The organism is Mycobacterium sp. 852014-50255_SCH5639931 (assembly GCF_001665605.1).
GTDB lineage: Bacteria > Actinomycetota > Actinomycetes > Mycobacteriales > Mycobacteriaceae > Mycobacterium > Mycobacterium paraffinicum.
Genome location: NZ_LZSV01000033.1, coordinates 87,849 through 111,998, shown reverse-complemented (window position 1 = coordinate 111,998; position 24,150 = coordinate 87,849). Strand labels below are relative to the sequence as shown.

The 24,150-nt window shown below is 67.8% G+C and carries 22 protein-coding genes and 1 pseudogene; 19 read left to right on the top strand and 4 right to left on the bottom strand.

Annotated features, from left to right (window positions below):
• Nucleotides 1-46 precede the first annotated feature (46 nt).
• The 10 genes from A5758_RS19535 to A5758_RS19490 all read left to right on the top strand — a co-directional run bounded on the left by A5758_RS19535 (nucleotide 47) and on the right by A5758_RS19490 (nucleotide 10,596).
• Nucleotides 47-241: a ubiquitin-like protein Pup gene (locus A5758_RS19535; RefSeq protein ID WP_007170369.1), complete on the top strand. Its 195-nt coding sequence runs from the start codon at nucleotides 47-49 to the stop codon at nucleotides 239-241.
• On the top strand, nucleotides 238-1,113 hold the full coding sequence (gene prcB / locus A5758_RS19530) for a proteasome subunit beta (RefSeq protein ID WP_067206858.1): 876 nt from the start codon (nucleotides 238-240) through the stop codon (nucleotides 1,111-1,113). The genes A5758_RS19535 and prcB overlap by 4 nt, the downstream gene beginning before the upstream one ends.
• Complete coding sequence (prcA, locus tag A5758_RS19525) at nucleotides 1,110-1,880, top strand: proteasome subunit alpha (protein WP_067743319.1); 771 nt, start codon at nucleotides 1,110-1,112, stop codon at nucleotides 1,878-1,880. The genes prcB and prcA overlap by 4 nt, the downstream gene beginning before the upstream one ends.
• Before the next feature lie 188 nt (nucleotides 1,881-2,068).
• The gene (gene pafA / locus A5758_RS19520) at nucleotides 2,069-3,427 is read left to right on the top strand and encodes a Pup--protein ligase (protein ID WP_156622714.1); all 1,359 of its coding nucleotides are present in this window, start codon (nucleotides 2,069-2,071) and stop codon (nucleotides 3,425-3,427) included.
• Nucleotides 3,428-3,632: 205 nt separating this feature from the next.
• Complete coding sequence (locus A5758_RS19515; protein ID WP_067743357.1) at nucleotides 3,633-4,628, top strand: YafY family protein; 996 nt, start codon at nucleotides 3,633-3,635, stop codon at nucleotides 4,626-4,628.
• Complete coding sequence (locus tag A5758_RS19510) at nucleotides 4,625-5,596, top strand: YafY family protein (protein WP_067206868.1); 972 nt, start codon at nucleotides 4,625-4,627, stop codon at nucleotides 5,594-5,596. The genes A5758_RS19515 and A5758_RS19510 overlap by 4 nt, the downstream gene beginning before the upstream one ends.
• Before the next feature lie 72 nt (nucleotides 5,597-5,668).
• A complete protein-coding gene (tatA, locus tag A5758_RS19505) occupies nucleotides 5,669-5,956 on the top strand; it encodes a Sec-independent protein translocase subunit TatA (protein ID WP_067206871.1) in 288 nt (95 codons plus the stop codon).
• Between the two features lie 45 nt (nucleotides 5,957-6,001).
• Nucleotides 6,002-6,967: a twin-arginine translocase subunit TatC gene (gene tatC, locus A5758_RS19500; protein WP_156622713.1), complete on the top strand. Its 966-nt coding sequence runs from the start codon at nucleotides 6,002-6,004 to the stop codon at nucleotides 6,965-6,967.
• Nucleotides 6,968-6,986: 19 nt separating this feature from the next.
• A complete protein-coding gene (locus A5758_RS19495; RefSeq protein WP_067743317.1) occupies nucleotides 6,987-9,758 on the top strand; it encodes an RNA helicase in 2,772 nt (923 codons plus the stop codon).
• Between the two features lie 79 nt (nucleotides 9,759-9,837).
• Nucleotides 9,838-10,596: a DUF4333 domain-containing protein gene (locus A5758_RS19490; RefSeq protein ID WP_067206879.1), complete on the top strand. Its 759-nt coding sequence runs from the start codon at nucleotides 9,838-9,840 to the stop codon at nucleotides 10,594-10,596.
• Between the two features lie 4 nt (nucleotides 10,597-10,600).
• Here A5758_RS19490 and A5758_RS19485 read toward each other — a convergent pair whose 3' ends face one another.
• Nucleotides 10,601-11,557, bottom strand: coding sequence for a 5'-3' exonuclease (locus tag A5758_RS19485; RefSeq protein ID WP_067743314.1), 957 nt, complete (start codon nucleotides 11,555-11,557; stop codon nucleotides 10,601-10,603).
• A gap of 47 nt (nucleotides 11,558-11,604) precedes the next feature.
• Between A5758_RS19485 and A5758_RS19480 the strand changes: the two genes are divergently transcribed.
• The 5 genes from A5758_RS19480 to A5758_RS25385 all read left to right on the top strand — a co-directional run bounded on the left by A5758_RS19480 (nucleotide 11,605) and on the right by A5758_RS25385 (nucleotide 18,692).
• Nucleotides 11,605-12,732, top strand: coding sequence for a Xaa-Pro peptidase family protein (locus A5758_RS19480; RefSeq protein WP_067743310.1), 1,128 nt, complete (start codon nucleotides 11,605-11,607; stop codon nucleotides 12,730-12,732).
• Between the two features lie 35 nt (nucleotides 12,733-12,767).
• A complete protein-coding gene (locus A5758_RS19475) occupies nucleotides 12,768-15,023 on the top strand; it encodes an alpha/beta hydrolase-fold protein (RefSeq protein ID WP_067743307.1) in 2,256 nt (751 codons plus the stop codon).
• Between the two features lie 90 nt (nucleotides 15,024-15,113).
• Nucleotides 15,114-18,161, top strand: a complete 3,048-nt coding sequence (locus tag A5758_RS26090; RefSeq protein ID WP_197503983.1) for a hypothetical protein — start codon at nucleotides 15,114-15,116, stop codon at nucleotides 18,159-18,161.
• Between the two features lie 12 nt (nucleotides 18,162-18,173).
• Nucleotides 18,174-18,437 carry a hypothetical protein gene (locus tag A5758_RS25390; RefSeq protein WP_082939772.1) on the top strand — a complete coding sequence of 88 codons (264 nt, stop codon included), beginning with the start codon at nucleotides 18,174-18,176 and terminating at the stop codon, nucleotides 18,435-18,437.
• A gap of 42 nt (nucleotides 18,438-18,479) precedes the next feature.
• A complete protein-coding gene (locus tag A5758_RS25385; RefSeq protein WP_082939769.1) occupies nucleotides 18,480-18,692 on the top strand; it encodes a hypothetical protein in 213 nt (70 codons plus the stop codon).
• Between the two features lie 50 nt (nucleotides 18,693-18,742).
• On the opposite strand, the gene A5758_RS19460 is transcribed toward A5758_RS25385, so the two are convergent.
• Entirely contained in the window at nucleotides 18,743-19,156 is a 414-nt protein-coding gene (locus A5758_RS19460; protein WP_066949040.1) for a F420-dependent biliverdin reductase, read from the bottom strand.
• 35 nt (nucleotides 19,157-19,191) lie between these two features.
• Here A5758_RS19460 and A5758_RS19455 point away from each other — a divergent pair, with 35 nt between their 5' ends.
• The 4 genes from A5758_RS19455 to A5758_RS19440 are packed head-to-tail and all read left to right on the top strand — an operon-like array spanning nucleotide 19,192 to nucleotide 22,640.
• Nucleotides 19,192-19,941 carry an SDR family NAD(P)-dependent oxidoreductase gene (locus tag A5758_RS19455; protein ID WP_067743301.1) on the top strand — a complete coding sequence of 250 codons (750 nt, stop codon included), beginning with the start codon at nucleotides 19,192-19,194 and terminating at the stop codon, nucleotides 19,939-19,941.
• Between the two features lie 49 nt (nucleotides 19,942-19,990).
• A complete protein-coding gene (locus A5758_RS19450) occupies nucleotides 19,991-21,163 on the top strand; it encodes a bifunctional cobalt-precorrin-7 (C(5))-methyltransferase/cobalt-precorrin-6B (C(15))-methyltransferase (protein ID WP_067743298.1) in 1,173 nt (390 codons plus the stop codon).
• The gene (gene cobM / locus A5758_RS19445; protein WP_067743354.1) at nucleotides 21,160-21,915 is read left to right on the top strand and encodes a precorrin-4 C(11)-methyltransferase; all 756 of its coding nucleotides are present in this window, start codon (nucleotides 21,160-21,162) and stop codon (nucleotides 21,913-21,915) included. Before A5758_RS19450 ends, cobM begins: the two co-directional genes overlap by 4 nt.
• On the top strand, nucleotides 21,915-22,640 hold the full coding sequence (locus A5758_RS19440) for a cobalt-precorrin-6A reductase (protein ID WP_067743295.1): 726 nt from the start codon (nucleotides 21,915-21,917) through the stop codon (nucleotides 22,638-22,640). The genes cobM and A5758_RS19440 overlap by 1 nt, the downstream gene beginning before the upstream one ends.
• On the opposite strand, the gene sigC is transcribed toward A5758_RS19440, so the two are convergent.
• Entirely contained in the window at nucleotides 22,637-23,194 is a 558-nt protein-coding gene (gene sigC / locus A5758_RS26330) for an RNA polymerase sigma factor SigC (protein WP_231987362.1), read from the bottom strand. The genes A5758_RS19440 and sigC overlap by 4 nt on opposite strands.
• A gap of 114 nt (nucleotides 23,195-23,308) precedes the next feature.
• Nucleotides 23,309-23,992 (bottom strand): annotated as a pseudogene (locus A5758_RS26325) (DUF2275 domain-containing protein); the annotation flags it as partial.
• Between the last annotated feature and the right edge of the window lie 158 nt (nucleotides 23,993-24,150).

The window sequence follows — 24,150 nt, the reverse complement described above, 5'->3', positions numbered from 1 at the left end:
ACCAAGCAAGCCGCTGAACAAGTTCAGATGAAGCAGGAGGCCGGCGATGGCTCAGGAGCAGACCAAGCGTGGCGGTGGTGGTGGCGACGACGACGATTTCGCCGACAGCACGGCCGCGGGCCAGGAACGCCGCGAGAAGCTAGCCGAGGACACCGACGATCTGCTCGACGAGATCGATGACGTCCTCGAAGAGAACGCTGAAGACTTCGTCCGGGCATACGTCCAAAAGGGCGGACAGTGACCTGGCCCTTCTCTGACCGCCTGTTCACCAACTCCCCACTCCCGGCAAATCCCGCCGTAGACCTGTCGTCGTTTGCTGACTTTCTGCGCCGTCAAGCGCCGGAGCTGTTGCCGGCGAGTCTCGGTGGCGCGCAAGCCGGCGGGGCCGGCTCGCAGCTGCCGCACGGCACCACCATCGTGGCCCTGAAATATCCCGGTGGCGTTGTCATCGCCGGCGACCGTCGCTCGACCCAGGGCAACATGATCGCCGGGCGTGACGTGAAGAAGGTGTACATCACCGACGACTACACCGCCACGGGCATCGCGGGCACCGCGGCCATCGCCGTCGAGTTCGCGCGCCTCTACGCGGTGGAACTCGAGCACTACGAGAAGCTCGAAGGCGTGCCGCTGACGTTCGCCGGCAAGGTGAACCGGCTCGCGATCATGGTGCGCGGCAACCTGGCCGCCGCGATGCAGGGCCTGGTGGCCCTGCCGCTGCTGGCGGGTTACGACATCCACGCGGCCGACGCTGAGGGCGCCGGCCGGATCGTCTCGTTCGACGCCGCCGGCGGCTGGAACGTCGAAGAAGAGGGCTATCAGTCGGTTGGGTCGGGGTCGATCTTCGCCAAGTCGTCCATCAAGAAGTTGTACTCGAGGGTCGTCGATGCCGATTCCGCGGTGCGGGTGGCCGTCGAGGCACTGTACGACGCCGCCGATGACGATTCCGCCACCGGCGGACCCGACTTGGTGCGCGGTATCTACCCGACGGCGGTCACCATCGGTGCCGAAGGGGCGGCCGAGGTGCCCGAGCGGCGGATCGCCGAGCTGGCCCGCGAAGTCATCGAAAGCCGCTCGCGCGCAGATACTTTCGGCCCCGATGGCGGTGAGAAGTGAGCTTTCCCTATTTCATATCGCCCGAGCAGGCGATGCGCGAGCGCAGCGAGCTCGCACGCAAAGGCATCGCGCGCGGCAAGAGCGTGGTCGCGCTGGTCTACGCCGGTGGTGTGCTGTTCGTGGCGGAGAACCCGTCGCGGTCCCTGCAGAAGATCAGCGAACTCTACGATCGCGTGGGCTTCGCGGCCGCGGGCAAGTTCAACGAGTTCGACAATCTGCGGCGCGGTGGAATCCAGTTCGCCGACACCCGGGGCTACGCCTACGACCGCCGCGACGTCACCGGGCGCCAGCTGGCCAACGTTTACGCCCAGACCTTGGGCACCATCTTCACCGAACAGGCCAAGCCGTACGAGGTGGAGTTGTGCGTCGCCGAGGTGGCGCACTACGGCGAGACGAAACCGCCTGAGTTGTACCGCATCACCTACGACGGGTCGATCGCCGACGAACCGCATTTCGTGGTGATGGGCGGTACGACGGAGCCGATCACCACTGCGCTCAAGGAGTCCTACGCCGAGAACGCCGACCTGCGCGACGCGACGCAGATCGCCGTGAAGGCGTTGCGGGCCGGCAGTGCGGACGGTTCCAACGGGGATCCGTCTCCGGATGTGGGCAGCCTGGAGGTTGCCATCCTGGACGTCTCCCGGCCGCGGCGAGCGTTCCGGCGGATCAACCGGGCCGCCCTGGAAAGCCTGCTGCAAGAGGGGGATTCGAAGCAGCCGGAAACCAACGGCGAAGCACCGGATTCCAACGGCGACTCCGCGGGCTGAATCGGGCGTGTCCGCGCGTGTTCGCTATCGGCAGAACACCGAGCGCACGGGCGCGGTTCTGGGACAGCTGGTGCCCAGGGTGCTGGTGAGCCGTCGCGGGAGGCGCTAGCGGGCCGCGCGAAACTCGTCGGGGCCCGTAGGCGCGGCTTCCGTGCCCTCCCGGTCAGACAACCAGTACCCTCGATTACGTGCAGCGACGAATTATGGGCATCGAGACCGAGTTCGGTGTCACCTGCACCTTCCACGGCCATCGCCGGCTTTCCCCGGACGAGGTCGCCCGTTATCTCTTCCGCCGCGTCGTGTCTTGGGGGCGCAGCTCCAACGTCTTCCTCCGCAACGGTGCCCGGCTGTATCTCGACGTGGGCAGCCACCCCGAGTACGCGACGGCCGAGTGCGACAGCCTGGTGCAGCTGGTCACCCACGACCGGGCCGGCGAATGGGTGCTGGAAGACCTGCTCATCGACGCCGAACAGCGGCTCGCCGACGAGGGCATCGGCGGGGACATCTACCTGTTCAAGAACAACACCGATTCGGCGGGCAACTCCTACGGCTGCCACGAGAACTACCTGATCGTGCGGGCCGGCGAGTTCTCCCGGATCTCCGATGTGTTGCTGCCGTTCCTGGTCACCCGACAGCTGATCTGCGGGGCCGGCAAGGTGCTGCAAACCCCCAAGGCGGCGACGTTCTGCCTTTCCCAACGTGCCGAGCACATCTGGGAGGGTGTCTCCTCGGCCACCACCCGCAGCCGGCCGATCATCAATACCCGCGACGAGCCGCACGCCGACGCCGAGAAGTACCGGCGGTTGCACGTGATCGTCGGCGACTCCAACATGTGCGAGACCACCACCATGCTCAAGGTGGGCACCGCGGCGCTGGTGCTGGAAATGATCGAGGCCGGCGTTCCCTTCCGCGACTTCTCGCTGGACAACCCTATCCGTGCCATCCGGGAGGTCAGCCACGATGTCACCGGCCGGCGGCCGGTGCGGCTGGCCGGCGGGCGTCAGGCCAGCGCGCTGGACATCCAGCGCGAGTACTACACCCGCGCCGTCGAACACCTGCAGACCCGTGAGCCCAACGCCCAAATCGAGCAGGTGGTGGACCTGTGGGGGCGTCAGCTCGACGCGGTCGAGAGCCAGGACTTCGCCAAGGTCGACACCGAAATCGACTGGGTGATCAAGCGCAAGCTGTTCCAGCGCTACCAGGACCGCTACAACATGGAGCTGTCCGACCCCAAGATCGCCCAGCTGGACCTGGCCTATCACGACATCAAGCGGGGGCGCGGCGTGTTCGACCTGCTGCAGCGCAAGGGCCTTGCGGCGCGCGTGACCACCGACGAGGAGATCACGGAGGCGGTCGACCATCCGCCCCAGACCACCCGCGCCCGGTTGCGTGGCGAGTTCATCAGCGCCGCCCAGGCCGCGGGCCGCGACTTCACCGTCGACTGGGTGCACCTCAAGCTCAACGACCAGGCCCAACGCACCGTGCTATGCAAGGACCCCTTCCGGGCGGTCGACGAGCGGGTCAAGCGGCTGATCGCCAGCATGTAGCTCGACCGCTCACCATTGGTCGCACCGGTCACACGAGCCCCGCCGTGGCTGCCCATGCTCGCGCCGGAAACGTGATAGCGCCGGCGCTATCAAATCCTCAAGGGCTGGGGTGCCCGCCAGCTCGTGACTGATGTGGCGATTGTTAATGCTGCGACTCGCCAGCCGGTGCAGGCGCGGCGCGCGCGCCAGCTATAACCTGGTGCGAATGGCGACCTCGAAAGTCGAGCGGTTGGTCAATCTCGTCATCGCCCTGCTGTCCACCCGCGGCTACATCAGCGCGGAGAAGATCAGGTCCAGCGTGGCCGGGTACGCGGACAGTCCCAGCGCCGAGGCGTTCTCCCGCATGTTCGAGCGCGACAAGAACGAGCTGCGCGATCTGGGCATACCGCTGGAGGTCGGCAGGGCGTCGGCCCAGGACCCCACCGAGGGCTACCGCATCAACCGCGACGCCTACTCGCTGCCGGCAGTCGAGCTGACTTCGGACGAGGCGGCCGCGGTTGCCGTCGCGACGCAATTGTGGGAGTCGCCCGAACTGATCACCGCCACCCAAGGCGCGTTGCTCAAGCTGCGTGCCGCAGGGGTGGACGTGGACCCGGACGCCCCGGTGGCCATCGCTTCCCCGGCCGGCGTGCCCGGGCTGCGCGGGTCGGAGGAGGTTCTCGGAGTCCTGTTGTCGGCCATCGATTCCCGGCAGGCGGTGCAGTTCCCGCACCGGCCGTCGCGGGCCGAGCCGTACAGCATGCGCACCGTGGAACCGTGGGGCGTCGTGACCCAGAAGGGTCGCTGGTATCTGGTGGGCCACGACCGTGACCGCGACGCCACTCGCACCTTTCGGCTGTCGCGGATCGGCGCCGAGGTCAGGCCGATCGGGCCGCCCGGTGCAGTCGTTGTGCCCGAGGACGTGGACCTGCGCCAGATCGTCGCCCGTACCGTGGCCGAGATCCCGACCGGGGGGCAGGCGCGGGTGTGGGTCGCCGACGGGCGGGCCACCGCGCTGCGGCGCGCCGGGAGGTCCACCGGCACGCGGCAACTGGGCGGCCGCGACGGCGACGTGGTCGAGATCGACATCGGATCCAGCGACCGGTTGGCGCGCGACATCGCCGGCTATGGGGCCGACGCCGTCGTGCTCGAGCCACAGTCACTGCGCGACGACGTGCTGGCGCGGCTGCGCGCCCACGTGGAGGAGGCGAACCGCCCATGACTCCCATATCCACCCGATTGATCCGGCTGCTCAATATGGTGCCGTATTTCCAGGCCAACCCGCGGGTCACCCGGGCCAAGGCGGCCGCCGACCTGGGGGTATCCGCCAAGCAACTGGAAGAGGACCTCAACCAGCTGTGGATGTGCGGCCTGCCCGGCTACTACCCGGGTGACCTGATCGACTTCCAGTTCTCCGGCGACACCATCGAGGTGACGTTCTCCGCGGGCATCGACCGGCCGCTCAAGCTCACCTCGCCGGAGGCCACCGGTCTGTTGGTGGCGCTGCGCGCACTCGCCGATATCCCGGGCGTCGTCGATCCGGAGGCGGCGCGCAGCGCGATCGCCAAGATCGAGGCGGCGGCCGGCGCCATCGGGCACGACGCCGCCGGCTCGGTGGCAGCGGTCGACGAGCCAGCGCCTGCGGAAAGCCGCGCGGCGGCCGCAGTCCGCACGGCCGTGCAGCACAAACACGCGCTGGCCATCGACTATTACTCCGCGTCGCATGACACCCTTACCAGCCGGATCGTCGACCCCGTCCGGGTACTGCTGATCGGCGGCCACAGCTACCTGGAGGCCTGGTCACGGGAAGCGGACGGGGTGCGGCTGTTCCGCTTCGACCGGATCGTCGATGCCACCGAGTTGGACGAGCCGGCGGCTCCACCCGAACTGGCGCTGCAGGCGCCGCCGGACACGTCGTTGTTCGACGGAGATCCGTCACTGCCGTCGGCCAAACTGCGGGTCGCGCCTTCGGCGTCGTGGATGTTCGAGTACTACCCGATGCGTGAGGTGCGGGAGTTGCCGGACGGATCCTGCGACGCGGTGATGACCTACGCCTCCGAGGACTGGATGACGCGCCTGGTGCTCGGCTTTGGGTCGGACGTGCGGGTGCTTGAACCGGAGTCACTCGCGAGACGTGTCCGGGATGCGGCGGCCGCGGCGTGCGAGTCCTATCAGGCGCTAACCCGTTGACGTGACGGCGCGGGCGGCCCGGTGGACCGTCGCACTGCGGTAGCATCGGGTAGACGTCTGGAGGTAATCAAAGTGGGCAGTCTTAGTCCGTGGCACTGGGCGATCCTCGCTGTGGTGGTGATCCTGCTTTTTGGTGCCAAGAAGCTCCCCGATGCAGCACGTTCGTTGGGCAAGTCGATGCGCATCTTCAAGTCTGAGCTGCGCGAAATGCAGACCGAGAACAAAGCGGAGTCGCCGGCCTTGGAGACCAACAGCGCGACCAACAGCGCCCCCTCCGCGGCGAACCCCACTCCCGTGCAGTCGCAGCGAGTTGACGCTCCGGCGGCCGAGCAGGGGCACTCCGAAGCACGCCCGGCGTAGCCCGCCGTCATCGTCGCGGTGGCCGAACGCTACTGAACGAGCGTTGTGAAAGTTTTCAAGGTTTCAGCGCGCACTGCCGGCGTGCTGAAGCGCCTCAATCCGCGTAACAGGCGCAGCCGAACCAATCCCCACGCGACGATGTCGCTCGTCGATCACCTGACCGAGCTGCGCACCCGGTTGCTGCTCTCGCTGGCCGCCATCCTGATCACCACGATCTTCGGGTTCTTCTGGTATTCGCACTCGATCTTCGGGTTGGAAAGCCTCGGCGAGTGGCTGCGCCACCCCTACTGCTCCCTGCCCCAATCGGCACGCGCCAGCATCAGCGCCGACGGTCAGTGCCGACTGCTGGCCACGGCGCCGTTCGACCAGTTCATGTTGCGGCTCAAGGTCGGGCTGACCGCCGGGGTCGTGCTGGCCTGCCCGGTGTGGTTCTACGAACTCTGGGCGTTCATCACGCCGGGGCTGTACCAAAAGGAGCGTCGCTTCGCGGTCGGGTTCGTGATCCCCGCGGCGCTGCTGTTCGTCACGGGCGCGATCCTGGCCTACTTCGTGCTGTCCAAGGCGCTGGGCTTCTTGCTGACGGTGGGCAGCGACGTGCAGGTGACCGCGCTGTCCGGGGACCGGTACTTCGGGTTCCTGATCAACCTGTTGGTGGTGTTCGGCGTCAGCTTCGAATTCCCGCTGCTGATCGTCATGCTCAACATGACGGGCGTGCTGCCCTACGAGCGGCTCAAGTCCTGGCGGCGCGGCCTGATCTTCGGGATGTTCGTGTTCGCCGCGGTCTTCACGCCCGGGTCCGACCCGTTCTCGATGACCGCGCTCGGCGTGGCGCTCTCTGTGCTCCTCGAGTTCGCCATCCAGATCGCCCGCCTGCACGACAGGCGAAAGGCCAAGCGCGAAGCCCAGGCGGTGATCCCGGACGACGAGGCATCGGTCATCGAGCCGCCCGCACCGATACAGGACCCGGTCTGGGAGCCGTCGTTCACCGGCCAGCATGACGATGTCACCTAATCCGTCGGTGCCACAGGACGTGACGGAGCTCGTCGAGCTGACCCGATTCACCGAAGAACTGCCCTTTGCGCTGGACGGCTTTCAGCGACGGGCGTGCGCCGCGCTCGAGCGCGGTCACGGCGTGCTCGTTTGCGCGCCGACCGGGGCCGGCAAGACGGTGGTGGGCGAATTCGCCGTGCATCTGGCGCTGGCCGCGGGCGGAAAGTGCTTCTACACCACGCCGCTCAAGGCGCTGAGCAATCAGAAGCACACCGACCTGACAGCGCGCTACGGCCGCGACCGGATCGGCCTGCTCACCGGCGACATGTCGGTGAACGCCGACGCTCCCGTGGTGGTGATGACCACCGAGGTGCTGCGCAACATGCTCTACGCCGATTCGCCTGCGCTGCAAGGGCTTTCCTACGTGGTGATGGATGAGGTGCATTTCCTGGCCGACCGGATGCGCGGCCCGGTATGGGAGGAAGTGATCCTGCACCTGCCCGACGAGGTGCGAGTGGTCAGCCTGTCGGCGACGGTGAGCAACGCCGAGGAATTCGGCGGCTGGATCCAGACGGTGCGGGGCGATACGACCGTGGTGGTCGACGAGCATCGGCCGGTGCCGCTGTGGCAACACGTCTTGGTGGGCAAGCGGCTTTTCGATCTGTTCGACTACCGAAACCCGGAAGCCGGCGAGCAACCAACGGCCGTCAGCGAGGCGCGCGTCAACCCGGACCTGGCGCGCCACATCGCGCACCGCCGCGAGGCGGACCGGATGTCGGACTGGCAACCGCGGCGGGGGCGCGGCGGACGCGGTGCGCCCGGCCGGCCGCGGTTCTATCGGCCGCCCGGCCGGGCGGACGTGATCGCGACCCTGGACTCCGAGGGACTGCTGCCGGCGATCACGTTCGTGTTCTCCCGTGCCGGCTGCGACGCCGCCGTCCAGCAGTGCCTGCGCTCGCCGCTCCGGCTGACCACCGAAGAGGAGCGCGCGCAGATCGCCGAGGTGATCGAGCACCGGTGCGGTGATCTTGCCGACGCCGACCTGGCGGTGCTCGGCTACTACGAGTGGCGCGAAGGGCTGATGCGCGGTCTGGCGGCCCACCACGCCGGGATGTTGCCGGTCTTCCGGCACACCGTCGAAGAGCTGTTCACGGCCGGTCTGGTCAAGGCGGTCTTCGCCACCGAGACCTTGGCGCTCGGCATCAACATGCCCGCCCGCACGGTGGTGCTCGAACGGCTGGTGAAGTTCAACGGCGAGCAGCACATGCCGCTGACGCCGGGGGAGTACACGCAGCTGACCGGGCGCGCCGGGCGGCGCGGCATCGACGTCGAGGGCCACGCGGTGGTGCTCTGGAATCCCGCCGAAGAAACCACCGAACCGTCCGCGGTCGCGGGATTGGCTTCAACCCGCACGTTCCCGCTGCGCAGCTCGTTCGCCCCGTCGTACAACATGACGATCAATCTGGTGCAGCAGATGGGTCCCGAGCAGGCCCATCGGCTGCTGGAGCAGTCGTTCGCCCAGTATCAGGCCGACCGCTCGGTCGTCGGCCTGGTCCGAGGTATCGAGCGCGGCAACGCGATGCTCGGCGAGATCGCCGCCGAGCTGGGCGGGCCGCAGGCGCCGATCCTCGACTACGCCCGGCTGCGTGCGCGCATCACCGAGATGGAGCGCGCGCAGTCCCGCGCGTCGCGGCTGCAGCGCCGGCAGGCGGCCAGTGACGCGCTGGCCGCGCTGCGGCGCGGGGACATCATCAACATCACCCACGGCCGGCGCGGCGGGCTGGCGGTGGTGTTGGAATCGGCCCGCGACGGCGACGACCCGCGCCCATTGGTGCTCACCGAAAACCGCTGGGCGGGCCGGATTTCGACGGCCGACTACTCGGGTGCGGCGGCCCCGGTCGGTTCGATGCCGTTGCCCAAGAGGGTCGAGCACCGCCAACCGCGCGTCCGTCGTGACCTGGCGTCCGCGCTGCAGTCGGCGGCCGCCGGATTGGCCGTTCCGGCGAGGCGGCGCAGCGGCCGCGGCGACCACGACGGCTTTCACGACCCCGAGCTGGCGTCTTTGCGAGAGGAGCTTCGTCGGCACCCGTCACACAACAACGCCGGCCTGGAATCCCAAGTCCGGCTGGCCGAGCGCTACCTGCGCATCGAACGGGACAACGCCCAACTGGAGAAAAAGGTTGCCGCCGCGACCAATTCGCTGGCGCGGACGTTCGATCGGATCGTGGGCCTGCTCACCGAGCGTGGCTTCGTTCAAGGCCCGGACATCGATCCCCACGTCACCGACGACGGCCGGCTGCTGGCCCGCATCTACAGCGAGAGCGACCTCCTGGTCGCCGAATGCCTGCGCACCGGCGCGTGGGCCGATCTGAAGCCCGCCGAGCTGGCCGCGGTGGTCTCGACGGTGCTGTACGAGACCAGGGGCGGTGAGGGCCCGCGGGCGGCGTTCGCCGCCGAGGCGCCGACCCAGGAAGTGCGGCAGGCGCTGCAGCAAACGTCCCGGTTGTCGTATGCGCTGCGCACCGACGAGCAGACGCACCGGATCGCACCCAGTCGGGAGCCCGACGACGGTTTCGTCAACGTCATCTATCGCTGGGCCAAGACCGGCGACCTGGCCGCTGCGCTGGCGGCCGTCGACCCGGTCGGCACCGGCTCGCCGCTGCTGGCGGGGGATTTCGTGCGCTGGTGCCGCCAGGTGCTCGATCTGTTGGACCAGGTTCGCAACGCCGCCCCGGACCCCGAGCTGCGGGCCACCGCCAAGCGCGCCATCAATGACATTCGGCGCGGCGTCGTCGCTGTTGACGCCGGGTAGGCTGAGCCGAAGCTACCGTAGATGCGGAAATCACAACGCCGATGATTCGTGCCGAGACACAAGGGGCTGAGGAGAGACGATGAGCGGACCGCAGGGACCGGAACAGCAGTGGCAACCGCCCGGCCAGGGTGGCGATCACTCCTCCGAGCCGACGCAGGTCGGTTCGCCCTGGCAGCAGCAGCCGGGCCAGGAGGCGACCTGGCAGGCGCCGGCGTACACGCCGCCCGCCGATTACCCGCAGTACCAACAGCCCGCCGAACAGGCGTACCCGCAGCAATACCCGCAGCAGCCCGGATATCAGCAGCCCGGGCAGTACGGGCAGCCCGGGCAATATGCGCAGCCCGGCCAGTACGGGCAGCCGGGGCAGTACGGCCAGCCGGGCCAGTACCAGCAGCCGGGGCAATACGGGCAGCCGGGACAGTACGGTCAGCCCGGGCAATACGGTCAGCCGGGCCAATACCCGCAGCAGTACCCGCCGTACGACCAGCAGCCGGCCAAGAAGCGGTCGGTCGGCGTGATCGCCGGCGTGGGCGGTGTGATCGCCTTCCTGCTCATCGCGGTCGTGCTGATACTCGGCTTCTGGCAGCCCGGGTTCTTCGTCACCACCAAGCTGGACGTCAATAAGGCGCAGACCGGTGTGCAGCAGGTCCTGTCCGACGAGACCAACGGCTATGGGGCCAAGAACGTCCAGAACGTCAAGTGCAACCACGGCCAGAACCCCACCGTCAAGAAGGGTGCCACCTTCGACTGCGACGTCAGCATTGACGGCGCCCCCAAGCACGTCACGGTGACTTTCCAGGACAACAAGGGCACCTACGAGGTCGGCCGCCCGCAGTAGCCGGTTACGTCGGCAGCGCGTCGAGCGCTTTCTGCAACCGGGCTATCGAGGACCCGACGCCCAGTTTGGTCGCCAGCTTCGCGGTGCGTTGCGGGTCGTCGGCCACCAGCGGTAGCGCGTCGGTCGGCGTGGACAGGCTGACAGGCGCGTCGGTGGCCACCCGCACCACCTGCCCTGCGGCCTCGATGTAGTCGGCCGCGCCCAGCAGTTTCGAGCGCAATCCCTTGGCCATCTTCGATTTCGGATCGTGGGCGGCCGCCAGGATTTGTTCCAGCGACCCATGCTGAGCCAGCAGGGTCGCCGCCGTCTTCTCACCGACGCCCGGGACGCCCGGCAGGCCGTCGGACGGATCGCCGCGCATCAGCGCGAATTCGGCGTAGGCCGGCCCCGCCCGATGCTCCGGCACACCGTAGTGTTCAGCGACCTCAGGCGGCCCGAACAGGGTGGCTTTGGTCAGCCCGCGGCCCAGGTAGAGCACCCGGACCGGAACCGGATCGTCCGACACCACCTGCAGCAGGTCGCGGTCGCCACTGACCACGACCACCGGGTCACGGCGTTCTCGGGCAGCCAGCGTGCCGAGCACATCGTCCGCCTCGAATCCTTCGGCGCCCGCGGTCGGGATCCCGAAGGCGTCCAACAGGCCCATGATCATGTCGATCTGCGGTGTCAGGTCGTCGGGGACCTCCTCGACGTCTGGCTCGCCTGCGGGCTCTGGCTGCGCGACGCGATGCGCCTTATAGGAGGGGACGAGGTCCACCCGGAACTGCGGTCGCCAGTCCAGGTCCAGGCAGACCACCAGCCGGCTGGGGCGTTGTTGGTTGATCACCACGGCCATCGAGTCGATGAACCCGCGCACGGCGTTGACGGGCCGGCCGTCTGGGGCGGTGATCGAGGACGGCACCCCGAAATACGACCGGAACCACATGCTGGCCCCGTCGAGTAGCAATAGCGGCGCAGGCATGCTGGCTATCCTGCCAGCGCCGACGCCAACCGGTTAGCCTGGCTGCCATGGAATCTCATCGGTTCGGCGCCGGGGTGTATGCCCGCCGGCTGGCGGTGGCGGCCGCGGCGACCGCCGACGCGGGGTTGTCCGGGCTGGTTATCACGCCTGGGTACGACCTGCGTTACCTCGTCGGGTCGCGCGCCCAGACGCTCGAGCGGTTCACCGCGCTGGTTCTGCCGGCGTCCGGCGACCCGATGGTGATAGTCCCGCGGCTCGAGCTGGCCTCGCTCAAGGGGTCGGCCATCGCGGAACTGGGGCTGGCGGTGCGAGATTGGGTGGACGGGGACGACCCTTACCAATTGGTCGGGGCGGCGTTCGGCGGCGGTCCCGCGGCAACCGCCGTCACCGATTCCATGCCGGCCCTGCACCTGCTGCCGGTGGCCGGGGTGCTCGGGGTGCTGCCCGTCCTGGCCACCGACGTGATGCGCACGCTGCGGATGGTCAAGGAGGAAGGCGAAATAGACGCGCTGCGCAAAGCAGGCGCGGCTATCGATCGCGTGCATGCCCGGGTGCCGGAGTTTTTGATCCCTGGCCGCACCGAGGCCAACGTGGCCGCCGACATCGCGGAAGCGATTGTCGCCGAAGGGCATTCAGAGGTGTCGTTCATCATCGTCGGCTCTGGACCGCACAGCGCCGACCCGCACCACGGCTACTCGGACCGCGAACTGCAAGTCGGTGACATCGTCGTCGTCGACATCGGCGGGGCGTACGAGCCCGGCTATCACTCCGACTCGACCCGCACCTACAGCATTGGCGAGCCGAATTCCGAGGTGGCACAGCGCTATTCGGTGCTGCAGCGCGCGCAACGCGCGGCCGTCGAGGCGGTCCGCCCCGGCGTGATGGCCGAGGCGGTCGACGCGGCGGCCCGCGATGTGCTGGCCGATGCCGGGCTGGCGGAGCATTTCGTGCACCGCACCGGTCACGGCATCGGCCTCTCGGTTCACGAGGAGCCCTATATCGTCGCGGGCAACGACCTGCCGCTGGCCGCGGGCATGGCCTTCTCCATCGAGCCGGGCATCTACTTCCCGGGCCTATGGGGTGCCCGTATCGAGGACATCGTCGTCGTGACCGAAGACGGCGGCCTGGCCGTCAACAATCGGCCACACGAACTGATCGTGGTGCCCGCGGCTTAGCATCCGGGCGTCTCCGGCGCGTAGGTTTGGGCTTGATGTCACTTCTGGATCTGACTCTTCTTCCAATTCGCATCGCACGCCACATCGCCGACACGCTGGTGCATCCCGCCACAACGGCACCCACGCCACCAGCTGAACTCGTCGTGGTCGACGGGATGCCCGAGGGTGTGCCGCCGGCGGCCCTGCGCCCAGAGCCGCAACTTCCGGTGCCGTCGGGATGGCCGTTCGGCGAGGAGTTTCCGCGCACCTGTGGCACCGGCCGCGTTGCCGGCGGTGCCCTCTTTTGGACCGACTTCCTCTACGACGACCACGGCGCTACCGGCCTACCAATCGGCGACCTGAAGGTGCAGGCGCCGCCCCGCGGCACCTACGTCTATCCCGACGGCCCCGCAGCCCGCAACGGTGCCGACATCTTCCGCGTCGCGATCGGGCTCACCGCGACCCACACGTGGTGGCGGATCGACTGGAACACGCTGCTGGACGCGTCGGTCCCCATCGCGCTGTTCACCCTCGATACCGGCCCCGCCCGGACCGCGCCCGAGCAGTGGCCCGCCGGGGCGGGAGTGCGCTCGGCCGGGATCGACATGGCCCTGCTGGTTTCGGGCAGTCGCGCCGCGCTGATCGACCTGACCAACCGATCCACCTCCCCGGTACCGCACAGCGTCGACATGGGATCGCGAACGTTCCTGGCGCAGGTGCCGCGGACCTGGCTGGAGCCGGCCGGCGACTGGACGGTGCGGTTGGCGGCTGGGCTGGCCAACGCCGCGGGTGACGGGTTCGCCGACGTGCCCGCCGAGCGTGGCGCGTTGCCCGGGCAGCCCAACGTCTACAACGTCGCGTTCCGCACCCACGAACAGGAGCCGCCGCACCTGAACTTCTGGTCGGATTCCGCCCAGGCCGAGGCCTTGACCCGCGGCGACGTGTCGAAGTTCGCCGTGACCGTGGCGTGGGATCGGCTAGCGGCCGGCGAGACCGCTGCCGAGCCGGTGATCACCGGCCCGTCGACACGGTGGTACGTGTCCTCGGTCGAGTTGGGCCAGGGTGTCGCCGCGGATGACGTCTTGAGCACCAAGCCGCAGTTTCTCGGTCGGGTGCAGCCGTATTCGGTATGCCTGCCGTCGACTTTCAAGCCGGGCCGCACGCTGCCGTTGACCCTGCTGCTGCATTCGCTCGCCCTGGGGCAGAGCCAGTTCGCCGCCATCGACCCCCGTTTGCTGCACCAGGTGTGCGAGGGCCGCGACTCGGTGGTGGTCACGCCGCTGGCCCGAGGCCCGTCGACGTGGTACTTCGACACCGGAGAACTCGACGTCTGGGAAGTGTGGGCGCGCGTCGCCGAACAATTGGGCACCGATCCCGATCGCACCGTGATCTCGGGCTACTCGATGGGTGGTTATGCGGCCTACAAGTTGGGATTGACTTATCCGCAAGTGTTTTCGCAGGCGGTCGTGCTGGCCGGTCCGCCGGCGTGCGGGGTGCGGCTGCTTCCCGACGTCGACATCCCGGCCGACCTCGACCCAAACTCGGCCTGTGCCCGCGAGGGCGATACCTGGAAGCTGCTGGTGAACGCCCGCTGGCTGCCCTATGTCATCGCGCACGGGCTGGTCGACGAGCTGGTGCCGTTCCCGTCGGCCGCCGAGCAGGTGCTCGAACTCGACCGGCTGGGCTACCGGCACCGCTTCACCGTGTATCCGCTCGAGGATCACATCGCCTGGGTGTTGCAGGACAAGTTCGAAGACCCGATCGCCCACATGGAAACCGGCTTACGCCAAGCGGATCCGGGACACATCACGTTTGCGTGGCATCCGCAATTGGTGCGCGACGACCTGGGTATCGGGCCGCATCGGGTGTGGTGGCTGTCGGGCTTGACCGCGGATCCCGCGGTGACGGCGCGGCGCGGGGCCATCGCCGAAGTCGACGCGCGTTCGTATGCGCGCCCGGACCCCACGCACACCGTTCGGCATCATCGCGGGTTCATCCTGAACTTCGACCCGACCCCGGGTGTGTATAGCGAACTGGACTGGCGGGTGGGCCCGCCAGTCGGTCTGCTGCCGTATCTCACGCTGCGGCTCACCGGCATCGCCGGTATCACGGTGGATGTCCAGCGCGCCGGACTGGCAGCCTTGCCGGCGTCGACGATCACGGTGGCCACCGACACCACCGCACGGATCACGCTGAGTGGGCTGCCTGACGGGGTCAGCGTCCAACTCGATGGCCAGCCGGCTAAGCGAACCTTGGCGGTGGCGGTGGGACGGCACCGCATCACGCTGGCCACGCGGGCTGTTGATGAATGAGTTGTGGCTGCTGTACGGCCGCGGCTAGCTTGGCAAAGGCCATCATTGGGTGAATAGCGCCTGCGTGCGGTCTCGACCAGAATTTCGCGCGTGGCTCCGTTGGTGGTCGATCCCGAGGCGATGTTCGCTGCGGGTAGCGCGGTGCAGGCCGCCGGCGAGGGGTTGGCAGCGAATCTGGCGGTGCTGACCGCCGGTTTTTCGGCGCACACCGGTGTCGACCGGGCCGGCGAGGTGTTTGGCTTGGCGTATCAGGAGAAGGCCGAGTCAGTGCTGAAGGCGGCCGCTGCCGCCGTCAACGCTTGCCGGAAATGCGGGGGCGTCATCCAGCAAGGCGCGTCGAACTACTCACACGCCGAGGCGGCTTCGACGCTGGGCGGCGGAAGCGGAGCTTTAGAGCCACCGTCCCCGCCGGCCGAGCTTGCCGCGCCGGGGCCGCCTGGAACGTGGGGGCCAGGCCAGCCGCCCCCACCGCTGTGGTCGCTCGTGCAATCGTTTGTCCTCGAGGCATGGCCCGATGGCGATGTGGCGGGTCTGCGTGCGGCTGCATCTCGTTGGCGTGCCTTCGGTGCGGCGGCCGAGGGTGTGAAGGGAACTCTCAACGCATCGAAGACGCTGTTCGACAGCCAACACATTCCTGAAGGCGAGAAGATCGACAACGCTTTGAGCGAAATCGGCTCGTCGACAGCGATTGTCGGCGAGCTGTGCGGCACACTGGCCGACACCATCGACACGTTCGCGAACAGGGTGGACCACGCCCAAACCGCGATCCGGGATCTGTTGCGTCGGATCGAGTCCCTGGGCGACCTCGGTCATGACGTCATGCTCATCATCGACGGTGACGCGTGGGATGAGATCAAACAGATCGTCAAGGACATCAACGCGGTGCTGCAGCGTCTTGGGCAGGAAGCCAGGGCCTGTGAGCAGGCGATCAAGTTCCTCATGCAAGCGGCCGATCGCACGGTCATCACATGCGAGAAGTACGCGCGCCGCGGGCTCGTCCAATTCCTAGGAGACGACGTCGGTAACGCCGTCGCGACCGTCGCCGACACCTGGATCAATGCCCATGAGGGGGTCCTCAAAGGTGCGGTCGGCGTGGGGCTGGGCCTCGTCGACCTGAGCCCGCACTGGATCGCTGCCGATCCCCAGGGTGCGGCCGCCACCTGGACGGGCATGGTGAAAAACGCCTGGAAAGAAAGTCTGATCAATGCCGCGGTCAATCCCGAAGAATTTTCGGAAGCGAGGCTGCAGGAGCTGAAAGGCCTTGTGCATGCCAAGGATTGGAGTACGGCTCGGCCGGGACTGGGCGCCGGTGAAGTCACATTCGACGCCGCCACGCTGATCGCCCCGGGCCTCGGTGAGGCAGGTGCGGCGGCCGATGGTGCGGGAGCCGCTGCACGTGGCGCCGAGGAAGAGGCGGAGGCCGCGGGTGGCGCTGCTGGGCGTGCCGGTGGGGAGGGCGCGGCGGGAGCGCGCGGCGCGCTGACCGACATCACCAAGGCCGGCGGCGACGTGACCAAGAACCTCGAAGGCGCCATCGGGGACCTGCCGGAAATCAAAGCTCCGCCCGCTGGCGGTACTCCTGTCGGTCTACCGTCCGGCAAGCCACTTGAGGCGCCCGTCGAGGCGACACCACACCCGTCCGACACTGCACCGGGTGCGCCGCACGATCCAGCTGCCGCTCCGGGGGCTGGGGCCGGGAGCGGTCCGCATGAGCCGGCGCCCTGGCCAGTGGGGGGTGCACCACACGATCCGGCGGGGGAGCCCGCAGCAGCACCAGCGCCTGCGGGTCCGGGTGATCCCCATGAGCCCGCGGCTGCTCCGGCGCCAGCGTCAACGCCTCCGCGCGGCGACCCCCACGATCCGATGTTCTCGCCGGTTGAGTCTGTGCCGGCTACGGCGACGGGTAGTCCCCATGATCCGGTGTCTCCGCCGGTGGAGCCTGTGCCAGCCCAGGCGACGGGGGCAGGCAGTTCCCACGAAGCGGCATCGGTGCCGGCAGAGGCTCCCGCTCCCTCTGCGGCGTCCGCGGGCGGTGTTCCGCATGAACCAGGATCGGTTCCTGCCCCGAGCCCCCATGACCCGGCGTCGGTGCCGTCCCCTCGCCCCCATGAGTTGGCGCCGGCGCCGGTGGGCGGTCCGCGGGAACCGATCCCAGCCTCGGTGCCTGGCTCAGCTGCGGCAGCCGTACCTGCCGCAGCGGGCGAACGAGCGCCAGCAAGCGTGGCGCAGTTAGCGGAACATTTGCCGGCGCGTGCCCCAGTGGCGCCGAGCGGATCGCCGATTGAGGGCGCGCCGGTCAGCGCCAGTGCGCCAAGACTCGCGCCGGCCGCCTCGCCCTCGGGGTCGACGCCGCATTTCACCGCCCCGGGTGGCCGCCCGCCGAAAATGCCCGCACCGGGTCGCACATCGCACAGCCCTGGCGATGGTGGGCCGCCTGACGGTCAGCCGCCGCATGGCGGAAAACCGGGCGGTCCGGGCGACGGCGACCCGGCTGGCGGTAAGCCAGACGAACAACGACCAAACGGTGGCGGTCGACGCGGGCATGGAGATGAGGATTCACCCGGCCGCCGCGGGGATGGGCACCCGCATGATGGCGATGGGCCGCCACATGCGCATGACGAGTCTCATCCCGCCCCCGGAGACCAGGAGCCCTCAGACGGGCTGAGTGCTGAAAAACGACATGAAATCCTTGCTATGCCGAAGGGCAGTCGCCCTGATCCATCAGAGTATTTGTCGCCAAAATACATTCATAATCATCTCGAGAAATTTAGTGACGGAGCGACGCGATTTATGCCACAAACCAATCTTGAGAAATATGGCATCGCGCAGCGAGACGGGACATCGTTCGTGATGCCCAAGCATGAAGCTGACGCCATGCTCGAGGCGGCAAAAGGCAATCCGCGGATAATGGAGAGCGAACTCGGACTGCCCGAGGGCTTCCTTGACTCAACCAACATTGCCAGAATCGATATCGTAGATCCAGAGGAATTTAATCTGCGGATTCCATCAGGCAACGAGGCGGGCGCCAATGAACAATGGATTCCCGGTGGCCTCCTGCCAGATGGTTCTTCCGAGGCTGTAGTAGACGGCGGCAGAATACCACCGGAGGACTACACTGTAACAGAGATATTTAATTAGATGGGGAGGCAGATGAAATTCGACGACACATTCTTTTCGCGAGAGGAAAGGTATTCAATTGGCGTTGAATCAGAATCAGGCCGCTACTATGCGTCAATACCAGTGAGCAATGGCATTGTCGACTATGAAGAGTATTTCGAGCTTACTCCTGACCAATACCATCGTTTCCTAGATGACCGGGAGGCTGCAATCAAGTTCATAGAGGCGTGCCGTAGGAGAGAGCACGATGACCTCCTACTCCAGAAGCCCGGCAGTAACCGAGGAACACCTGTTTAAGACGTAGGAAAAACTGGCGCAGAAGAATGGCGGTACGGTGTCATGAGGAAAATCGCGGGGAAGATCTTTTGCACTCCAGAAGAGGCTGGCGTGACTCCGCCGACAGAAGCGGAGTTGGCGGAGGCGCGCAGGGTTCTTGATGAATTTGAGGAGAAAGTAAACGCTGTTGCTCCGGAAGACAGGGCGACGGATGTCTCGCCAAAGTTCTGGGATGACATTTCAGGGACCGAGTACGACCCGCGGAGAAAAAAATAGCTAAGCAGATTGCGCGTTTTGGCCGGACGAGGTAGCCAGACCCAAACCCGCTACTGCTCACCCCGGTCCAGCAATCCCGACGATCCCAGCACCCGCTCCACCCGCACCTCGATGACGACCCGGCGCGGGTTCGGGCGCGGGGTGCGATAGCGCTGGGCGTACCGCAGTTCGGCATCGCGGACGGCGTCGCCATCGCTGTTCACCTTGGACCGGCCCTCCAGCGACAGCCACCGCGCGCCATCGACCTGACTGAGCACCGCCACCCCGCCACGGTCGGCGTTCACCGCCTTCTGCGAGCCGCCGGTGGTGATGACCCGCGCGATGTGCGTCTTGGGGTCGAAGGTGAAACCCACCGCCACCACATGGGGCGAATTGTCGGCTCGCAACGTGGTCAGCATGGCCAGATGCCGTTCAGACAGAAACGCCAGCGCATCGTCGGTGAGCCGGGTAGTGGTATTCGCCATCACCGCCCACGCTAGCGCAGGCGATAATCGCAGCCGTGGACGACACGGGCGCGGGACCAGTGCTAATCCTGGGCGGACGTAGCGAGATCGGCATCGAGCTGGCACGGCTCCTGGCGCCCGGGGCGACAGTGGTGCTGGCCGCCCGCAAGGCCGATCAACTCGACGAGCAGATCGCTGCGCTCAAAGCCGCCGGCGCGACGGCGGTGCACACCGTGGAGTTCGACGCCGCCGACTTGGGGTCGCACGGCCCGCTGGTTGCCTCGGTCGTTGCCGATCACGGCCCCATCGCCACGGCCGTGCTGGCGTTCGGAATCCTCGGCGACCAGTCCCGCGCCGAGACTGACGCCGCCCATGCGGTGGAAATCGTGCACACCGATTACGTCGCCCAGGTCAGCATGCTCACCCACCTGGCCACCGCGATGCGCACGGCCGACAAAGGCGAACTGGTGGTGTTCTCCTCGATCGCCGGCGCGCGCGTGCGTCGCGCCAATTACGTCTACGGCTCGGCCAAGGCGGGCCTGGACGGCTTCGCCAGCGGTTTGGCCGACGCCCTGCATGGCACCGGGGTCAAACTGCTGATCGCCCGTCCGGGTTTCGTGATCGGACGCATGACGCACGGTATGGATCCGGCGCCACTGTCCAGCACCCCCGCGCAGGTGGCCAAGGCCACGGCGCGAGCCCTGGCGAAGGGCCGGCGCACCGTATGGATCCCGTGGGCGCTGGGGCCCGCCTCCGCCGTGATGCGGCTGCTGCCGCAGTTCATCTGGCGCCGGATGCCGCGATGATCCGCGCCGGTGACGATGCAGAGCGAAGCGATGAGGAGGAACGGCGCTCATGATCATCGTGGTCGGCATCGGAGCCGACGGCATGGCTGGGCTCGCGGAAACGTCGCGTCATGAATTACGCAGGGCAACAGTGATTTACGGGTCAAAGAGGCAACTCGACCTGCTCGACGGCACCATTGCCGCGCCGCGCCGGCAGTGGCCCTCCCCGATGTTGCCCGCCCTGCAGACCCTGCGAGACCGCCACACCGAAGACATCCACGTGGTGGCCAGCGGCGACCCGCTCCTGCACGGCATCGGGGGCACGCTGATGCGGCTCTATGGCCCAGACCAAGTCAGCGTGTTGCCGCACGTGTCCTCGGTGACCCTGGCCTGCGCGCGGATGGGCTGGAACCTCCACAACACGGAGGTGATCAGTTTGGTCACCGCGCAGCCGCACACCGCGGTTCGCCGCGGCGGCCAAGCCATCGTGCTGTCGAAAAACGCAGCCACACCGAAAGAACTCGCCGCACTCCTCGACGCGCATGGCCGCGGCGACTCCGAGTTCACCGTTCTGGAAAACCTCGGCGGCCCAACCGAACACCGTCGTGACGGCACCGCACGCCACTGGGCAGAGAGCGCGCCGGCGGACGTCGACGACCTCAACGTCGTCGCCATCCGCTACCTGCCCGACGAACGCCTGTCGCCGCTGCCCGACGACGCGTTCGTCCACGACGGGCAGATCACCAAGCACGGAATCCGCGCGGTGACGCTCGCGGCGCTGGCCCCACGTCCGGGCGAGCGGCTCTGGGACGTCGGCGCGGGCTCGGGCAGCATCGGTGTCGAGTGGTGTTTGAGTTGGAGCGGTTGCAGCGCGGTCGCATTCGAACGTGATGAGCAGCGCCGACGCAACATCGGTTACAACGCAGCGGCTTTCGGCGTCGACATCGAAGTCCGTGGTGACGCCCCGGAAGCGTTTGACGGGCTCGAGCCGCCGGCAGCAATCTTCATCGGTGGGGGCCTCACCCAGCCCGGCCTGCTCGACGCATGCCTCGACCACTTGCGCATCGGTGGTCGCCTCGTTGTCAACGCGGTCACCGCGGAATCCGAAGCGGCCCTGGCGCAGTCACATTCGCGTCTGGGAGGTCAGCTGCGGCGCTTCCAGCACTATCAGGGCGAGCCGCTCGGGGGCTTCACCGGATGGCGCCCGCAGATGCCGGTCACCCAGTGGGTGGTGACGAGATGACGGTGTACTTCATCGGTGCGGGTCCGGGCGCCGCCGACCTGATCACCGTCCGCGGCCAGCGGCTCCTCGAGCGATGCCCGGTGTGCCTGTACGCGGGTTCGATCATGCCCGACGACCTGTTGGCCCTGTGCCCACCCGGTGCGAAAGTCATTGACACCGGCCCGCTCACGCTGGAGCAGATCATCACCGAACTGACCGACGCCGACGCCGCCGGCCACGACGTGGCGCGGCTGCATTCCGGTGACCCGTCGCTCTACAGCGCCCTGGCCGAGCAATGCCGCAGGCTCGACGCGCTGGGCATCGACTACGACATCGTGCCCGGTGTACCGGCGTTCGCCGCGGTGGCGGCCGCGCTCAAGCGCGAGCTCACCGTTCCCGGCGTTGCGCAGACCGTAACCCTGAGCCGGGTCGCCACTCTGTCGACCGCCATGCCGCCCGGTGAAGACCTGACCGCGCTCGCCCAGTCCGGCGCCACGCTGGTCCTGCATCTGGCCGCAGCCCAGATCGACGCCATCGTCCCGCAACTCCTCGAAGGCGGCTACCGACCCGAAACACCCGCTGCCGTCGTGGCTTTCGCCAGCTGGCCGCAACAAGTCGTGCTGCGCGGCACGCTTGCCGACATCGCAGAGCAGATGCACCAGGACAACATCACCAAGACCGCCGTGATCATCGTCGGCGACGTGCTGGCCGCCGGCGGATTCACCGACAGCTACCTGTATTCGTCCGGGCGGGCGCGGGGGAGCGGGCACTGATGCGCGTGCTGTTGCTCGGCGGCACCGCCGAAGGGCGCGCGCTGGCGAAGGTCCTACATTCGCGCATTGACATCGTCAGTTCCCTGGCGGGCCGGGTCCCCGACCCCGCGCTGCCGGTCGGCCCGGTTCGCATCGGCGGCTTCGGCGGCGTCGACGGGCTACGGCGCTGGCTGCTCGACGAACGCATCGGCGCCGTCATCGATGCGACCCACCCGTTCGCGGCCACCATGACAGCACACGCCGCCCAAGCCTGCGCTGAGCTGCAGATCCCGCATGTGGTGCTGGCCCGCCCGGCGTGGGAGCCCGGCGATGCGATCGTCGTCGAATCGGACAACATAGCGGCGGAAGCCGTCGCAAAGCACGACTTCTCGCGGGTGTTTCTCACCACCGGACGCTCGGGGACGAGGGCCTTCGCGGGCAGCGATGCATGGTTTCTGATCCGCGCGGTCACCGAACCCGACCCCGCGTCGCTGCCGCGCCGCCACCAGTTGTTGCTCTCCCGCGGCCCGTATCGCTACGACGGCGAGCTCGCGCTGTTGCGGGAACACGGCATCGACGCCCTGGTCACCAAGAACAGCGGCGGACAGATGACGCGGGCGAAGCTGGATTCCGCTGCGGCACTGGGCATTCCGGTGGTGATGGTGGCGCGCCCGCCGCTACCGGTCGGGGTGGCGGCGGTGGACAGCGTCGAACAGGCCGCCGAATGGGTAACGGGGCTGGGCTAACCGGTCAGGTCGTCGCGCTCGGCGTCGGCGGCCAGCAGCGCGTCACGGGCGCGCGCGACGCGGGACCGGATGGTGCCCACCGGGCATCCGCACACCGCCGCGGCGTCGGCGTAGGGGAGCCCGAGCAATTGGGTGAGCATCAAGGCTTCCCGTTGCTCGGGGGTGAGGCTCGCGATCATCGTCGTCACCTCGACCAGGTCTTCGAACCCCCGGGCGTGGCGGTCACCGCGCAGAACGTGTTCCGGGTCGGCCCCGAGGGCGGCGCGCGGCCGCGACTGCAGGTGGCGGATGTGGTCGGCCACGACGCGGCGCGCAATGGAAAGCAGCCAGGTCCGGGCGCTCGAGCGCCCGGAGAACCGTTCGATGGCGCCGATCGCGCGCAGGAACGTTTCCTGGGTGAGGTCGTCGGCGCTGCCCGCGTCGGACAGATATGTGACAAACCGCCACACGTCTTGCTGGGTGGCTTTGATGAAACTCTCTAGCGCCCGGTCATTTCCACGCGCGGCGGCCAACGCGAGCTCGGTAACGGCCTCGTCATCGCTTGGCGCGACCATGGCGAACCACCTTTGTTTCGCGGGCTGATCGAGTCTACGACGGCCTGTCGTAGGGGCTGCGGTGGGGTCGAGGGCCGCCCGGTTGATGGGCCATAGGTGACCGCGTCGCCGGGCAACCGGGGAGTCCGCCGACCAGGCGGCGTCGTCCGCCACGTCGGACGCGCCGGCTCGGTCTGATCGGACCCGTTCCCGCGCCACCAGCAGCGCGAACGCGAGGCCTAACAGCAAGGGCATGTGGCTGGCGATCCGCGTTGCCGTGACGTCGCCCGCGATTGCGTCGACGATCACGTATCCCAACAGTGCGACCGAATAAACGCCCGTAATCGCCGCCACCCCAATCGCGGTGACGGGCCAGACACCGGCGGCGACCATCGCAAGGCCCAGGGCCAGCAACCAAGCGGTGGACTCGTGCATCAGGTGCTCACCGGACATCGCGCCGTGCATGTGGCTCGACACCATCCCGAAATCGATGCCGCTGATCTGGGCGGCGGCGATCGCCACCTGGAACACACCGACAGCGATCAGGCCCCACCGGCGGTAGTGCGAGCGCAGCCAGCGCATCCGGCGCTGGTGCCCCGAGGACTCCTCGCCGATGCTCGCCATGATCTTCGCGACCAGGTCGGGCCCGTCGCCCGGCTCGACCGTGGCCAGCCGGCGAGTCTGGGCCGCGGCGCCGATGAGCCAGGAGCGGCAACGTCGGCACGATTCGAGATGGGCGTCGACCTGCTGCGCGAGCACCTGGGGACGTTCGCCGTCCAGTCGAGCCGAAAGCGCCTCACGCGCCGCGTCACACCGCATCCCTGCATCGTTGCGCATGCCCGGTCCGCGCGCAAAGAACAGGGAAATCAAACGACGGGAACTAAACCGTCCGGCAAACCGACCACTGAACGTACGCAACGCCAGCCCACCCCTGACATTCACCGAAGAGGTATTCGTGTTCGTGCCCGAAGGCCACC